The organism is Myxococcus vastator, from assembly GCF_010894475.1.
Lineage (GTDB): Bacteria > Myxococcota > Myxococcia > Myxococcales > Myxococcaceae > Myxococcus > Myxococcus vastator.
Genome location: NZ_JAAIYB010000180.1, coordinates 1 through 15,554, shown reverse-complemented (window position 1 = coordinate 15,554; position 15,554 = coordinate 1). Strand labels below are relative to the sequence as shown.

Genomic DNA, 15,554 nt, shown 5'->3' with positions numbered 1-15,554 from the left:
GTTGTTGGCAACCGTCTTGCTACCGTGACTCGCAGGGCAACAACAGGGTGGCGAGGTCGGCGATGACGGAACTGGATGTGGAGCGCAAGGACACGGTGTCGAAGGCAGTGACCCTCTTCCCGAAGGACACGGTGGTGAGGGCACTGTCACTGATGCAGCGGTATGGCTTGAACCGGCTGCCGGTGGTGGACGACGTGCACGGTGAGCTCATCGGCGACGTGACGGCCGACGACCTCACCCGGGTCTGGGAGCACGCGCCCCTGGCCTGTATGTCGGAAATTCTTTCACTGAAATCCCTGCGGGATGAGGACCTGGAGGACGCCACCCGTTGGGGGCCGCGCATCACCCTGGTCTCCCCGCTGGTGGACGTGTACCAGACCAGCAAACGCTGGGTGCAGTAGGCGCGGAGGTACGGATGAAGGCGCTCAGCCGATGACAGGCGTGAGCGCCTTCATCCACACCACCACGGCGGCGGCGCCCGCGTCCGGCACACCGACGGCGCGCGTGCCCAGGTAGCTGGCGCGGCCCAGGCGCGGCTGCATCCGGGACGTCGCCTCCGCTCCCGCCTCGGCCGCCTGCACGGCCGAGGCCCAGGCCTCGCGAGCCCCCTGCCCGCCGCGCACCGCCTTCGCGAACGCATCCGCGGCGGGCCGCAGCGCATCGAGCATGGTGCGATCTCCCGGCCGCGCACCGCCCAGCTCCGACACGGCGCTGACAGCCAGGTCGAAGGCCTCGGCCCACGCGGAGGCATCCGCGGGCCCCTCCGCCAGCCGCCGCGCGGCGCGCAGCAGCGCCGTCGCATAGAAGGGCCCCGAGCTGCCGCCGATGCTGCGCCGGAACGCGTTGCCAAGCGCCGTCAGCGCGCGCCCGGGACGGGTCCACGCGTCCTCCGGCAGCGCGCGAATCGCCTCGGCGCCACGCACCAGACTGAGCCCCAGGTCACCATCGCCCGCGGCGCTGTCGAGCGCTGTCAGCCGAGGCTCGGACAGCTCGAACGCATCCGCCACCTGCAGCACTGCCTTCCGGAAGCGGTCCATCCCTGGCAGTGGCGCCTCCGCCGGGAGTGCCGCCGACGTCGCGGCAACTGAAGGCCGGTACACCCCCGGCGCCTCCGGCAGCCGTCCCGCGCCGGGCCACGCGGGCGCATCCGCCGCCGCATCCAGGCGGGCCAGCCGCGCGTCGTCCACCTTCAGCAGCGTCAACGAGCAGCCGGGCATCTCCAGCGCGGAGAGGAACGTCCCGCTCCACGCGCGCTCCACGCGGATGCCGCCCTGGCGCAGCACGGCCAGCGCGTGCCGGGCGACGATGGCCAGCTCCATGGGCGGCGTGCCGCCCAGTCCGTTGACGAGCAGCACCACCCTGTCTCCCGAGCCGATGCGCCGGTCCTCGACGATGGTGGTGAGCAGCGTGTCCACCAGGCTGTCCGCCGTCCGCATCGGCACGCGCCGCACGCCTTGCTCGCCGTGGATGCCCAGGCCCAGCTCGATTTCGTCCTCTTCCAGCGTGAAGCCCGGCTTGCCCGCCGCGGGCACGGTGCAGGGCCCCAGGGCCACGCCCATGGTGCCCAGCGCCTCCGCCGCCGCGGTGGCCTCGCGGAGGACGTCCCGCAGCGACGCGCCCGAGGCCGCCGCCGCGCCCGCGACCTTGTGGACCAGCACCGTGCCAGCGATGCCCCGGCGCCGCGCGGGCTCCACCGTGTCGTGCAGGGACACGTCGTCCGCGACCACCACCAGCTCCACGGGGATGCCCTCGGCGCGCGCCAGCTCGGCGGCGAGCCCGAAGTTGAGCCGGTCCCCGGTGTAGTTCTTCACGACGAGCAGCGCGCCCGCGGGCCCCGCGACGGCGCGGATGGCGGCCAGCACGGCATCGGTGCTCGGCGAGGTGAAGACGTCACCCGCCACCGCCGCGTCCAGCATGCCCGCGCCCACATAGCCCGCGTGCGCCGGCTCATGGCCACTGCCACCGCCGGAGAGGACGGCCACCTTGCGCGCGTGGACGTCGGACGGCGTGTCGGCGCGGAGCACCACCGACTCCCCTTCCAGCAGCACCTGTCCGGGGGCGAGCGAGACCAGGCCCTCCAGCAGCTCCCGCACCACCGCGCGAGGGGCGTTGACCAGCTTCTTCATGAGCGTGTCCTCTCTCAGGCGCCGTCGAAGAAGTCGACCACGCCCGTCTCCAGCGAGTACTCGGCGCCGACGATGCGCATGCCTTCCTCCCGGCACAGCCGCTCCAGCAGGCGGCTGCCATGGCGGAGATGGTCGCAGGAGTTGCGGACGTTGGCGCGGACGGACTCCTTCAGCAGGAACTCCGGGTCCGCCTTCGGCCCGGCGGCGCTCACCACCGTCGTCACCGGCTCGCGGCAGCGCTCCACGATGTCGCGGATGTTGTCGGACGCCGAGCCCGTGCCGTTGCGCACGGAGTCCAACGTGGCCTTGATGGCGCCGCAGTGTGAATGGCCCATCACCACCGCCAGCCGCGTGCCGAACTCCGCCGCCGCGAACTCCACGCTGCCCACCAGCGACGGCGCGACGACGTTGCCCGCCACGCGGATGACGAACAGGTCACCCAGCCCCTGGTCGAAGATGTACTCCGACGGCGCGCGCGAATCGGAGCACGAGAGGATGATGGCGAAGGGACTCTGCCCCGCCACCAGCGCCTGCCGGGCGGAGCGGCCGAGCGGGTTCTCCACGCTGCGCACGTTCATGACGAACCGCTGGTTGCCCTCCCGAAGCTGCGCGAGGGCGTCCTGGGCGGACATGGGTGGCGTCGGAATGGTGGGCATGGCGCGAGTCCTCGCGGGCGGGTGAAGGGAAAGGTGGCAACCCAGCGGAGCGCTATACACCAGCCAGGCGGCCAGGGGGCGGGCCGTCCCACCGCTGCGACACGGGAGTTCGGCTGTCAGACACCGAGCGCGTCGCGGATGTGCTTCACGATGTCCGCTGGCGGCGGCGTCACGTCCACGCTGAGCGCGCGCGAGGGCAGCTCCATGGTCGCCATCTGACTCTCCAGCAGGGACGCGGGCATGAAGTGCCCCTGGCGCTGCGACATCCGGCGGGCGAGCACCTCATGCGGCGCGTGCAGGAACACCCACCTCACGTGCGCGGGGTCCAGCTCCTCCAGCAGCGTGCGGTAGGCCTGCTTGAGGCCGGAGAACGCCATCACCACGTCCTCGCCCCGCGCCAGCGCCCGCGCCACTTCATCGCGCAGCTTGCGCAGCCAGGGGGCGCGGTCCTCGTCCGTCAGCGGCGCGCCCGCGGCCATCTTCATCACGTTGGAGCGCGGGTGCAGGTCATCCGCGTCGACGAAGCGCCAGCCCAGCTCGGCTGCCAGGGTGCGGCCCACCGTCGTCTTCCCCGCTCCGGACACCCCCATGATGATGACGACCATTGACGCGACTCCTCCTGGCTCCGGGGCCCTCTGGCACATCGTGGGGCGCCCGGCGGCCTCGCGCCACCCCTTCCGAGGCGGAATGCCCACCGCATCACGTCCCGGAACGTCGGACCCGGGGGGTATGCTTCATCTCATCGCCGCCCAGGACGCGGCGCGGAGGGTCGGTCATGGCGGACATCGCGGACGGGGAGCAGGTCTCGGTTCAGGGCTCGGGTTCCAAGCCCTACATCCTCAAGAATACCGGCGGTGTGTATTCGTGCTCGTGTCCCGCCTGGCGCAACCAGTCGGTGGGTATCGAGCGGCGCACCTGCAAGCACCTGCGCCGCGTGCGCGGAGACGACGCGGAGGACGCGCGCATCGGCGGTGACGCGTCCGGCGCTCCCGCGGTCCCCGCGCGCCCGGCGAGGAGCACGGCGGCCGGCGACGACGCCAAGGCCCCGCCCCTGCTGCTGGCCCAGTCGTGGGAGAACGACGTGGACCTCACCGGCTGGTGGATGAGCGAGAAGCTGGACGGCGTGCGCGCGTACTGGGACGGGAAGCAGTTCTGGTCGCGGCTGGGCAACGCGTTCCTCGCGCCGGAGTGGTTCACCGCGGGGCTGCCGGACTTCCCGCTCGACGGTGAGCTGTTCGGCGGGCGCAAGCGCTTCCAGCGCACGGTGAGCATCGTCCGCCGTCAGGACCGGAGCGACGACTGGAAGGAGCTGGCCTTCGTCGCCTTCGACGCGCCCGGCGTGGTGGGCGCCTTCGAGGCGCGGCTGGAGCGCTGCCGGCAATGGATGGAGGAGGCGAAGCCCCCGCATGCGCAGTGGCACGCCCATGCGCGCTGTGACGGCACGCCGCACCTGCGCGCGGAGCTGGCGCGCGTGGAGGCGCTGGGTGGAGAGGGGCTCATGCTGCGCCAGCCCGGCTCACGCTACGAGGCGGGCCGCTCCCACACGCTGCTCAAGGTCAAGAGCTTCAAGGACGACGAGGCGCGCGTGGTGGGACACGTGGCCGGCGCGGGCCGCCACAAGGGCCGCCTGGGCGCGCTGGAGGTGGAGCTGCGAAACGGCACGCGCTTCAGCGTGGGCACGGGCCTGTCGGACGCGGAGCGCGCATCGCCGCCACCCGTGGGAGCCATCATCACCTTCCGCTACCAGGAGCTGTCCAACGACGGCGTGCCACGCTTCCCGTCGTACGTGGGTGTGCGCGTCGACGCCGCCCCCTTCGCCGCGCGCTGAGGCCAGCCGTCCCACGGCAGGAGTCACCGGTCCGCTGGTCGACGGAGCGGCGCCGCATTGCCACCTGACAGACGGTGCGTGCCCGGGGTGATGCGCGCCCGGGCGCCACCCTGGTGTCTGCTTCAGGGAACCATGCACTGCGAGCTCTGTCTGACCGAGCATCCCTACGAGGTGGCGTGTGGCGGCGAGCCCTGGACGCAGGTGTACCTGTCCACGGGCGACGCGGAGGCCCCTCCCGTGGACCTCACGGGCCAGACGTTGGGGAGTTACCGGCTGGTCCGCCGGCTGGGCGCCGGAGGGATGGGCACCGTCTACCTGGGCGAGCAGACGCGCATTGGCGCGCGGGTGGCGGTGAAGGTGCTGCACCCCCACCTGGGCCGGGACGAGAGCCTGCGCGCGCGCTTCTACGCGGAGGCGCGCACCGTCAACGTGGTGGGCCACCCGAACATCGTCCACATCTTCGACATCAACGAGGCGCCCGGCGGCCTCCACTACTTCGTCATGGAGTACCTGGAGGGCGTGCCCATGTCGCACCTGCCGCGGCCCATGGTGCCCGCGGCGCTGGTGTCGCTGCTGGCGCAGGCGTGTGACGCGCTGGACGCGGCGCACCGGTGCGGCGTGGTGCACCGGGACTTGAAGCCGGACAACCTCTTCGTGGTGCGGCACGCGGGGGAGCCGCCGACGCTGCGCGTGCTGGACTTCGGCGTGGCCAAGGCGCGCCGGCCCCACCCGGGCGAGGACGAGACGGCGGCGGGCATCGTCCTGGGCACGCCAGCGTACATGGCGCCCGAGCAGTCCGCGGGGCAGCCGGTGGACGGACGCGCGGACATCTACGCGCTGGCGGTGACGGCCTATTACCTGTCCACGGGGCAGCTCCCCTTCGAGCGGGGGCAGATGGTGGAGCTGGCGCTGGGCACGGGGCCGGTGGGCGCGCCGCCGCCGCACCTGCTGGTGCCCGGCGTGCCGCCCGCGCTGTCGGAGGTGCTGCTGCGCGCGCTGTCGCGCCGCTGCGAGGACCGCTACGCCACCGCGCTGGAGTTCAAGGATGCCCTGCTGCTGGCCGCCGCCCAGCCGCTGGCGGACGCCCTGTCACCCCAGACGCCGCCGCCGCGCAGCCACACGCCGGTGCCGTCCCTGGCGTGGCTGGACTCCGAAGGCCCGGCGACGGAGCCCAACATGCTCACCCCACCGCTGACGTGGGTGGCGCGGGTGCGGCGCCGCTCCGGCACGGGCGACGTGGAGGTGCTGTGCACGGAGCTGAGCCGGGGCGGGCTCTTCATGTGCTGCGCGGACCCCTTCCCGCGCCTGTTCAACCGGCTGGAGTTCACCCTGCTGCTGGCCGGCGAGCTGGTGGAGTGCGCGGGCGAGGTGGTGCGGCACGTGGACGCCGCCCAGGCCCAGACGTGGGGCATGTTGTCCACGGGCGTGGGCGTGCAGTTCATCAACCCGTCCGCCCGGCTGTGCGAGCTCATCCGCCGCGTGCAGCCCCACCGGCTGACCACGCCCGCGTCCACGTTGATGCGCGCGGAGGTGGTGCTCTGACGCGGGCCAGACGTCACTTCACCGTGAAGGTCCGCGAGGCCCCGGCGTAGGGCCGAACGTTGCCGTCCCAGCCCGACTTCCAGTGGCCTTCGTGGACGAGCCGGTAGGTGCCCGGCGCCGTGTCGTCGGGGATGCGCCACGTCACGGTGACGTGGGAGCACGCCAGCGTGGGCACGCAGTTCTCGCGCTTCCATTGGTAGCGCGTGGCCGGGTCCGCGTCGGTGGCCACGTCCGCCCAGGTGCCGTCCGGCTGGCGCCGCTGCACGCGCAGGAAGGTGCCCGCCAGGCGCAGGTCATTCTTGGGGTGCCCCCCCCAGAAGGTGGCGCGCGCCGTGTCGCCGAGCGAGTACGCGGGCTGTGCGTCGGTGACGACCTCGCCGAAATCCACCCACAGGAGCTTGTCGTCGAACACCACGCCGGGCTGCAGGCTGAGCTGCTCCTGGCGCAAGTCCCTGGGCGTGGGCCCGGGCGGCACACCGGCGCCGTCCCGCAGCGAGGTGGCCAGCAGGTGGAAGTGCTGCTGGAGGGCCGCCAGCGTCCACGGGCCAAAGTGCGTGGAGGCGCCTTCATAGTCCTGGCGCGCGTACTCCTCGCGGGTGGCCACGTAGCCCGAGTAGGCATTGGACAGGCCCGCGATGACGACGTCCGTCACCCCCGTGGGCGCCAGCGCCGTCTCCACGGTGTCGCGCAGGCGGCGTCCCGCCATGGTCGTCAATTCGAAGGGCACCGCCACCAGCGCCAGGTTGCCGAGGGTGACCAACTGCAGGGGCAGCACCTCCGGCGTCCACGGGAAGGGCCGCATGCCGCCCGTCTCCAGGACGATGGGCTTCTCCGCCTGGCACGGCGTGGTGGCGAGCGAGCAGCTGAACTGTCCCCAGGCATCCTGGCCGCCAGCGCAGGTGACGCCCTCCACGCCGACGCCCGGCCCGTCCTCCGCTCCCGCCAGCATGGACAGGCCGATGGCGGCCGGGCAGGTGGCTCGCGGCGCGCCGTCCGCGAAGGATGGCGCCACGTCCACCGCGTCCATCTGCACGTAGACGTGCCGGTAGTCCACGCCGCCCGTGAGCGGCGTCTTCGCCTGTGCCCACAGCTTCGCGGCGAAGTCGTACTGCTTGCGGCCGGAGAGGTCCGTGTCCTCGAAGTCATCGGCGCCGCCGCCGTGGGTGCCGCCCAGGATGTTGGGCGTCACGTCACCCTCGTTGGCGTTGGCGAAGGCGGCGACGAAGGCGTCACTGTCTCCGTCCCCGTGCGCCTGCTCGGCGAGGTACGAGGCCAGGCCCTTGTTGTCGCCGCTGATGAGCGTGTTGCCATTGCCCATGGACGTGGCGTGCACGGCGAACCAGTTGATGAGCCCCACGTCGGTGCCATCCGCGCGGGTGAGGCGCAGCAGCGTCATCCGCGTGTCCACGTCGTGTGCGTAGCGGGCGCGCTCGTCGGCCGGGTTGAGCAGGTAGGCGTTGGGAGAGCGGTTGCGGCTGGCCCCGAGCAACTCCCCCGAGGACACGCGCAGCGTGCCCCCGGCGAGCCGCTCATTCGCCTGGACGATGGAGGCGACGATGCCGGAGACGATGGCCTCGAAGTTCCGCGGCGAGAAGCCCAGCGTGGTGAGGTTGTAGAAGGTGTAGTGCGAATAGCCCCCCGGCCCGGAGTGGGTGTGGGTGGCGCTCAGCAGCACGTTGTCATCGGTGTACAGGTCGCCATAACGCGCGCGCAGCCGCTCCACGACCTGTTGCTTCACCGCCTGGAACACCATGCCCAGGTCCGCGCTGACGAAGGCCACCCGCTTGCCGTTGCAGGGCGAGGCGATGACGAACGCGCGCGAGCGCAGCCGCTGGTGGATGCCGGTGGTCTGCTGCTCCACCATGCCGTAGCCCATCATCCCCACCTCGGCGGCGGGGCCGGTGATGTCGGCGCTGCCCGTGCCCAGCAGGAAGTCCCGTGCGTCCTCGCACGCGCCCGTCAGGCCGGACGCGGAGGACTCGGGGTGCGGAGAGGTCCGCCAGGGCTGGTGGGCCGCCTGGGCGCCCGACGCGAGCACGAGCAAGAGCGCCAGCAGGTGCCGGACGAAGTAGGTGCGCATGGCCTGCCTCCAGGGCGCCAGGGGACATCCCCCCGGCGTGGAAGGGGATAACGCTCCAGGGCGGACGCGCAGTACCGGAAGAACGAGCCGTCGAGCGGGCCACAGTCCGCGCGAGGGCCGGAGGTGACGCCGGCGCCTCCAGCGCTCACGCGCCCGGCCGGTTCGCCGGGGCCTTGGACGGCGCGGCGCTGAGCGCCACGCGGAAGGTGGTGCCCGCGCCCACCGACGACTCCACGGAGATGTGGCCGCCCAGCGCCGTCACAATCGTGTCGCAGATGGACAGGCCCAGGCCGGTGCCCAGGCCGGAGGACTTGGTGGTGAAGAAGGGGTCGAAGATGCGGCGCAGGTGCTCCGGGGGGATGCCCTGGCCCGTGTCGCTCACCACCACCAGCACCCGGCCGCCCACCTCCGAGCGGGTGGTGAGGCGGATTTCGTTCGTCTCCGAGTTGCCCTCTTCGATGGCGTGCGCGGCGTTGATGAGGAGGTTGAGGAACACCTGGAACAGCTTGCCCTCGTTGCCCCGCACGAGCGGCACCTCGCCGTAGTCCTTCACCAGCCGGGCGCGGGCGCGCACCACGCTGGCGGCCATCTGCGACACGGATTCGAGCACCGCGTGGACGTCCACCGACTCTTCCTTGCCGTCCTCCACGCGGGAGAAGACGCGCAGCTGGCGGACAATCTGGCGCATGCGCTCGGCGCCCTCGCGGGCGTCGTCGAGCACCTGCCGCAGCTCCACCAACTCCTCCGGAGAGAGCATCCGGGGGCGCACGCCGCCCACGGCGCTGTGCAGGTAGTCCAGGTTGGACAGCACGTAGGCCAGGGGGTTGTTCAGCTCGTGGGCGATGCCGGCGGCGAGCAGGCCCATGGAGGCCATGCGGTCGGTCAGCATCAGCTGCGCCTGGGTGCGCTTGCGCTCGGTGAAGTCGCGCGCCACGGTGATGCGCGCGGGCGAGCCGTCCAGCACCACGGCCAGCGTCACCAGGTCCGCCACCACCACCTCGCCGTCGCTGCGCACCAGCGGCATCTCCACCACGCGCGCCGCGCTCTTGCCCTCCAGCGCCTGACTCAGGTGGAGCTGCGCGGCCCCCCGGTCCTCGGGACGGACCAGGTCCAGCATGTGGCGGCCCACCAGCTCCGAGGCGTCGCGGAAGCCCAGGTACTGCACCAGCGCCGGGTTGACGGAGAGCAGCACGCCGTCGCCCACGTGCACCAGCACCGGGTCCGGGAAGGCCTCGATGAGCAGGTGGACGCCGGCCTCGGTGCGCCGCAGCGTCGTCTCCGTGCGCATGCGCAGCGCGTTGGCCGTGCGCTGCTCCAGCGCCAGGGACAGCGCGCCCGCCGCGCCCGACAGCAGGTTCACCTCCATGGGGCCCCAGGACTGGGGTTCGCGGCAGTTGTCGAAGCCGATGACGCCGAAGAGCTGCCCGTGGACATGCATGGGCAGCAGCAGCACGGAGCGGACGCCCTGCGCCTCCAGCATGGGCGCCAGCAGTTCCGTGAAGTCGCATGGCTGGCCCTGCACCGGCTCGCCGCGCAGCAGCTGTTCGGACTGGTGGGGCCGCAGGGCCTCGCTGAAGGGCAGGCCGTGCATGTTGGGGTCCTCCAGGTTGGGAGGAATCCCCGGCGCGCACCACTCCGCGCGCTGCGACGCCAGCAGCGCGCCGTCCTCGGAGAAGTGCATCTCGAAGACGTAGACGCGGCTGGCGGCGGAGACGTGGCCCAGCGGCTCGACGACGGCGCCGTACAGGTCGTCCGGCAGCTCGTGCCCCATCATCCGCCGCTGCACCTGCACCATGGCGTCCAGGTAGCGCTCGCGGGTGGTGACGGCCTCCTCGGCGGTGCGCCGCGACGTCACGTCCAGGAGCGTCCCGATGACCTCGCCTGGGACGGTGGCCAGGGCCCGGGCGGACAGCTCCACCCAGCGGACCCCCTGGCCGCCGCCGGCGTCCACGCGCAGCTCCTGGCGCGAAACGGGGGAGCCGGGCGCGTACGCCAGCAGCGCCTGGGCGCGCTCGCGGTCCTCCGGGGGGATGGCGTCCAGCAGCGCGCGGCCCCGCCACGCGGCCACCGGCGTCCCGGTGAGGCGCTCCCAGGCGCCGCCCAGCACCGTGAGCCGCCCCTGGGCGTCGAGCTGGAACACCACCTCGTGCAGCAGCTCGGACAGGTGCTGGAAGCGCTCGGACTCCACCTGGCTCCCGGCGTGCGCCGCCCGCGCCTTCATGGGAGGGAGCAAGTCACACGCCACGTCGGCGGGTGCTGTCCCTGAAGCCTCACCGGGAGCGTCAATGACGGCCGCGTCCCGTTGCTCGTCTGCCACGTGCTGGCCTCCCTAGCGCCTCATCGGAGAGGGGCCGGAGGCCCAGACAGCACCTACGGCTGCCGGGAGCGAATCCAGACCCTGCGGTTCCCCTCCCGTGGCGACGTCGACCCGAAGCATATCGGGTCTCAATAACTGGAAGTCAATGAAGGCAGGAGAAGTTCACGCTCCGTCTTCGGGCTCCCATCCGCCCGGAGCACCTGAGCGGGGCCGCTGCCGCCGGTCCCCCACGACGCGGGCCGGCACGCCCGCGACAATGGCCCACTCCGGCACGTCCCGGGTGACGACGGCGCCCATGGCCACCACGGCGTGGTCCCCCACGGTGACGCCGTCGGTGATGCCGGCGTTGGCGCCCACCCACACGTCCGCGCCAATGACGAGCCCTCGCGAGGTGACGGGCTGCTCGCGCACGGGTCGGTCCGGGGCGAGGCCGTGGTCGAAGGCGTAGAGGGTGGCCCCGGTGGCGATGCGGGTGCCCTCGCCGATGCGGATGCCCGCGGCGCCGCCGTCCAGGCTCGCCCGGGCGTTGATGCTCACCCGGGGCCCGAGCGTCACGGGGCCATGAAGGAAGACCTCCGCGGCGATGCCGCACCCGGGGCCAATGGACACGGTGCGCCCGGGCTCGGCGAAGATGCGCGCCTCCGGGGCGATGAAGCACCCCTCCGCGATGTCCACCGTCTCCAACTCGCGCAGCAGCGCCTGCACCTCGCGCTGCCAGGCCTCCGCCCATCCACGGTGGCGGGGCTTGAGGACGAAGTAGAGCCACGGCATCCAGGAGAGCCGGCGCTTGTGCTGCTCACGGCGAAGCGCGTCCAGGTCCACGCCCCTTCCCTATCATGCTCCGGTGGCGCGCCGGGTGGGTTCCCAGGTGAAGCGGCAGCGCTCGCGCTCCAGGGCAATGGCCTCCACGTCTCCGGCCCCGGGCTCCAGGCGCGACACCATGTCGCTCGCCTCCCACGCGTAGGGCTGACCGTTGAGCAGGACGTGGCCGTCCACCACCGCCTGGGAGGCCTCCAGCATGGGCAGCTGCCCCAGGTCGCGCAGCAGCGCCTCGAAGCGCCCCTGCCGCGCCGGGTCCAGGAAGCGGAAGCGCGCGCGCGCCAGCGCCGCCAGGTGGAACCACATGGGCCGGAAGGCCACGCCCGCCAGGACGAGGCGCCGGGCCATCACGAGCAGCATCTCCGTCGACTCGCGCGCCAGTCCCAGGCCTGGCACGTCCTGACCGGGGAGCCGCGCGCGCCCCTCGCTGAAGCGCGCGCGCGGGTGACGCAGGCTGAGCCAGTTGACGAAGAGGAAGGGCTCCCCCGCCAGCACGCGGCGCTCCACGACGCAGTCCACCAGCAGGTGCTCCTGGCCCGCCGCGCAGCCGTGCACCTCCATCCGGTCTCCCTCTCCCACCGAGCCCACCTCCACGCGCAGCCGGCTGTAGCCGAGCCGCTCCACGTAGGAGAGGAGGCCGTAGCGGAAGAAGGCGTACTCGAGCGCCTGCGCCGTGTAGTAGCCGAGGATGCGCGGCTGGCGCTGGCCGCCGCCCAGGCCGAGGGAGCCCTCCAGGTCCTCCTGGGTGATGGGCTCGTCCCATGGCGTCGCGCCCTCGCGCGTCAGGGAGCGGGCGATGCGCTGATAGCGCGCGCTCAGCGGGTCATAGCGCGCCTTGATGCGGCGGCGGCCCTGCCCCGCCAGGACGAGCACGGTGCCCGCGAACACCTTCCACGCGTCGCGGTGATAGCCCCCGCCCGGCAGCCAGACGCTGGGGATGCCACGCAGCGCGCGCGCCAGGGCGCTGTCTCTCCGGCGGGCGCCTTTGAGGGACAGGCCCACGCGGCCAAAGCGGTCTCCCGCGAGCACGTCGCTGCCCGCGATGACGAAGGCCACGTCCGGCCGGGGCATGCGCTCCAGGAGGTCGTCGAGCAGGGCCAGATAGGTCCTGTCGTCCGTGTCCTCCGGGACGCGCGTCTCGTCCACCTCGGGCGACAGCGCGCCCCAGTCGCTGCCGGACAGCGAGCCAATCCAGGCCCGCTGCTGGCCCGCCAGACACTCCGCCGTGCCATCCGGTGGGTGGGCATCCAAATCCAACACCACGGCCTGTCCGTCGAAGCCGTCCGCGTGGAGGGCGGCGAGCGCTATCGCGATGTCGTTCACCGCGCAGAAGCCGCCGCCGCGCGCCGGGCCGGCGTGGTGGAAGCCGCCCGCCATGTTCACCACCGGGCCCTTGCGCGCCACCGCGAGCCGCGCCGCGCCCAGCGTGCCGCCACACACCCGCCGCAGGTTGGACAGCAGCGCGTCCACCGGCACGTCGGCGGGGTCGGTGGCGAAGATGCGCGCCAGCGTCTCCGGCTGGCCCAGCGACTCCAGGTAGGCGGCGTCATGCACGCGCGACAGCTCGGCCAGGCTCACCGGCCGCGGGTGGTGCACGTCCTGCGAGCGCAGCGCGCGGGCCTCCAGGAGATACCAGGTGGTGAAGTCCACGCCGCGCGGCTCGATGCCCACGGAGGACTCGATGCCGGTGAGGGGCAGCCGGTAGGACTCGTCGTAGAAGGCGGGCACCGGCGCGCCGCCCCAACCCCATCGCGACAGCCAGTCCCACGGGCTCATGGGCCCATGTCTCTCACGGCCGCCAGGGCGGGGACCAGGGTCCAACGGGAGGCCCAGGCACTCCGGCACCGTGGAGCTTCGCGCAGTGAACGGCGCCGTGGACGCAGACGGGCATGACGCGGGCCGCCAGAGGCCTGGCGGGTGGGGCGGGGCCTTCGAGCAAGGCGCACCGCTCGCCGCGCTTCACTCCATGGGGCGCCGGCCCTCCGCACGCAGCGCGGGGCTCCGTCGGCGGAGCGTCCGCGCGCAGACCGCCATGAGCAGCGCCCACGCCAGCCCGGCCACCCAGCCGCCCAGCACGTCCGTGGGGTAGTGCACGCCCAGGTAGACACGCGTCAGGCCCACGAGGAACGGCAGCAGCAGCGCCACGGTGAGGACATAGAGCTTGAGCCGCTTGCGCTCGGCGAGCTGGGCCAGCAGCGCGCCGAGCGTGAGATACACCGTGGCCGACAGCATGGCGTGGCCACTGGGGAAGCTCTGGCTGACCACCTCCGTGAGGTGCGGCACCACGGACGGCCGAGGCCGGGCGAAGAGCTGTTTCAGCAGGACATTGAGGCCCGCGCCGCCCAGCGTCGCGCCCAGCACGAGCAGCAGCGTCCGGTAGCGCCGCACCAGCAGGAGGAAGCCGCACACCGCCACGGTGGCGAGCGTCAGCACGGGGATGCCGCCCAGCGCCGTCACGTCCTCCGCCGTGCGCCGCAGCCACCAGGGCCCCCAAGGCCGCGCCGGGTCCTCGGGGTCGCGCAGCGCCAACAGCATGCGTTCATCGAGCTGCTGCGTCTCGCCCTCGGCCACCTCGTCCGACAGGGCGATGAAACCCAGACAGCAGACCAGCAGCAGCAAGAGCAGCCCCAGCAGCCGCGTCACCGCCACGTCCCATCCCGACATCCATTGCCAGAGCCTCCGCCACATGACGGTGACTGTATGCACTCTGGCGTCCGACGGGACGTCTCCCGCGCGGAACGTCGGCTATCCGGGCAGACGGATGCGGTCGCTGCCCGCGCTGCCGAAGGCCGCGCCGAGGATGCAGAAGCAGTGCAGGACGATGCCTGGAATGACGAAGAACCAGTAGCCGGCCCCCACCATCAGGAACCACAGGGCGGCGCGCAGGAACTGGCCCTTGTAGAGCTGCCCCAGCCCCGGAATGACGAGGGACAGCACCCCAGCGATGAGGAAGTTGAAGCGGCGCTCGCGGATGATGTCGGCCATGGCAGTCTCCAGTCCTGCCCCCCATATAAAGGAGGGGCCGGGGCGATGAAAGCCCTGGAGTGAACGGCCGGACGCTCAGGCCACGAGCGGCACGGTCTCCCCGCGCCTGGCTGCTATCAATGGGCCCCAAGGAGGCACTCCCATGGCCATTTCCACCATCGACCCGGCGACCGGCAAGACGCTGCGCACCTTCACGCCCCTCTCCGCCGAGGAGCTGGAGGCGAAGCTGCAGACGGCCGCCGACACGTTCCGCGCCTACCGTGAGACGACCTTCGCCGACCGTGTCACCTGGCTGCGGCGCGCGGCCGACCTGCTGGAGGCCGAGGCCGACCGCTACGGCCGCATCATGACGCAGGAGATGGGCAAGCCCTTCGAGGCCGCCAAGGCCGAGGCGAAGAAGTGCGCCACGGCCTGCCGCTACTACGTGGACAAGGGCGAATCGCTCCTGCGCGACAGGCTCGTCGACATGGGCACCGGCCGCGCCTTCGTGCGCTACCAGCCCCTGGGGCCCGTGCTGGCCATCATGCCGTGGAACTTCCCCTTCTGGCAGGTGGTCCGCTTCGCCGCGCCCGCGCTGATGGCGGGGAACGTGGGCCTGCTCAAGCACGCCCACAACGTGCCCCAGTGCGCGCTGGCCCTGGAGGCGCTGTTTCTTCAGGCGGGGTTCCCGCGCGGCGCCTTCCAGGCGCTGCTCATCGAGTCAGCCGACGTCAACCGCGTCATCGAGGACCGCCGCGTGCGCGCGGTGACGCTGACCGGCAGCGAGGGCGCGGGCCGGGCCGTGGGCGCCGCCGCGGGCAAGGCCATCAAGAAGGTGGTGCTGGAGCTGGGTGGCAGCGATCCGTTCATCGTCATGCCCAGCGCGGACCTGGAGCAGGCGGTGGAGACGGCCGTGTCGGCGCGGCTCATCAACAACGGCCAGTCCTGCATCGCCGCCAAGCGCTTCATCGTCGCCGACGCCATCTACCCCGAGTTCGAGCGCCGCTTCGTGGAGCGCATGAAGCGCGTCACCGTGGGCGACCCCATGGACGCGAAGACGGACCTGGGTCCCCTGGCCACGCGGAGCATCCGCGACGGGCTTCACGCCCAGGTGGAAGCCAGCGTGAAGGCCGGCGCGAGGCTGCTTCTGGGCGGCGCGCCCCTAGAGGGTCCGGGGAACTTCTACCCGGCCACCGTCCTGGCCGAGCCGCCGCCCCAGGCC

13 protein-coding genes are annotated in these 15,554 nt (G+C 72.4%); 4 read left to right on the top strand and 9 right to left on the bottom strand.

Features of this window, described 5'->3' with window-relative positions; genetic code table 11:
* Positions 1–401, top strand: a 401-nt coding sequence (locus G4D87_RS18965) for a CBS domain-containing protein (protein ID WP_240358399.1), incomplete at its 5' end; no start/stop codon positions are given.
* A 24-nt stretch (positions 402–425) separates the two neighbouring features.
* Here the strand turns inward: G4D87_RS18965 and G4D87_RS18960 are convergent.
* The 3 genes from G4D87_RS18960 to G4D87_RS18950 form a co-directional block, all read right to left on the bottom strand.
* Entirely contained in the window at positions 426–2,126 is a 1,701-nt protein-coding gene (locus G4D87_RS18960; protein ID WP_163783469.1) for a dihydroxyacetone kinase family protein, read from the bottom strand.
* 14 nt (positions 2,127–2,140) lie between these two features.
* A complete protein-coding gene (locus tag G4D87_RS18955) occupies positions 2,141–2,782 on the bottom strand; it encodes a carbonic anhydrase (protein ID WP_163783468.1) in 642 nt (213 codons plus the stop codon).
* 116 nt (positions 2,783–2,898) lie between these two features.
* Complete coding sequence (locus G4D87_RS18950; protein WP_163783467.1) at positions 2,899–3,387, bottom strand: gluconokinase; 489 nt, start codon at positions 3,385–3,387, stop codon at positions 2,899–2,901.
* 170 nt (positions 3,388–3,557) lie between these two features.
* Here G4D87_RS18950 and G4D87_RS18945 point away from each other — a divergent pair, with 170 nt between their 5' ends.
* Positions 3,558–4,610, top strand: a complete 1,053-nt coding sequence (locus G4D87_RS18945) for a DNA ligase (protein ID WP_163783466.1) — start codon at positions 3,558–3,560, stop codon at positions 4,608–4,610.
* A 132-nt stretch (positions 4,611–4,742) separates the two neighbouring features.
* Positions 4,743–6,152, top strand: a complete 1,410-nt coding sequence (locus G4D87_RS18940) for a serine/threonine-protein kinase (protein ID WP_163783465.1) — start codon at positions 4,743–4,745, stop codon at positions 6,150–6,152.
* Between the two features lie 13 nt (positions 6,153–6,165).
* Here G4D87_RS18940 and G4D87_RS18935 read toward each other — a convergent pair whose 3' ends face one another.
* The 6 genes from G4D87_RS18935 to G4D87_RS18910 form a co-directional block, all read right to left on the bottom strand.
* Positions 6,166–8,232, bottom strand: coding sequence for a neutral/alkaline ceramidase (locus G4D87_RS18935; protein ID WP_163783464.1), 2,067 nt, complete (start codon positions 8,230–8,232; stop codon positions 6,166–6,168).
* A gap of 145 nt (positions 8,233–8,377) precedes the next feature.
* Entirely contained in the window at positions 8,378–10,549 is a 2,172-nt protein-coding gene (locus tag G4D87_RS18930; protein ID WP_163783463.1) for an ATP-binding protein, read from the bottom strand.
* Between the two features lie 162 nt (positions 10,550–10,711).
* On the bottom strand, positions 10,712–11,371 hold the full coding sequence (locus G4D87_RS18925) for an acyltransferase (protein WP_163783462.1): 660 nt from the start codon (positions 11,369–11,371) through the stop codon (positions 10,712–10,714).
* Positions 11,372–11,383: 12 nt separating this feature from the next.
* Complete coding sequence (locus tag G4D87_RS18920) at positions 11,384–13,144, bottom strand: histone deacetylase family protein (RefSeq protein ID WP_163783461.1); 1,761 nt, start codon at positions 13,142–13,144, stop codon at positions 11,384–11,386.
* A 183-nt stretch (positions 13,145–13,327) separates the two neighbouring features.
* Positions 13,328–14,032 (bottom strand): phosphatase PAP2 family protein, encoded by a 705-nt coding sequence (locus G4D87_RS18915; protein ID WP_163783460.1) that lies wholly within the window; start codon positions 14,030–14,032, stop codon positions 13,328–13,330.
* 81 nt (positions 14,033–14,113) lie between these two features.
* Positions 14,114–14,353 (bottom strand): hypothetical protein, encoded by a 240-nt coding sequence (locus G4D87_RS18910; protein ID WP_163783459.1) that lies wholly within the window; start codon positions 14,351–14,353, stop codon positions 14,114–14,116.
* A 142-nt stretch (positions 14,354–14,495) separates the two neighbouring features.
* Here G4D87_RS18910 and G4D87_RS18905 point away from each other — a divergent pair.
* A partial coding sequence (locus G4D87_RS18905) for an aldehyde dehydrogenase family protein (RefSeq protein ID WP_163783458.1) occupies positions 14,496–15,554 on the top strand: 1,059 nt, incomplete at its 3' end.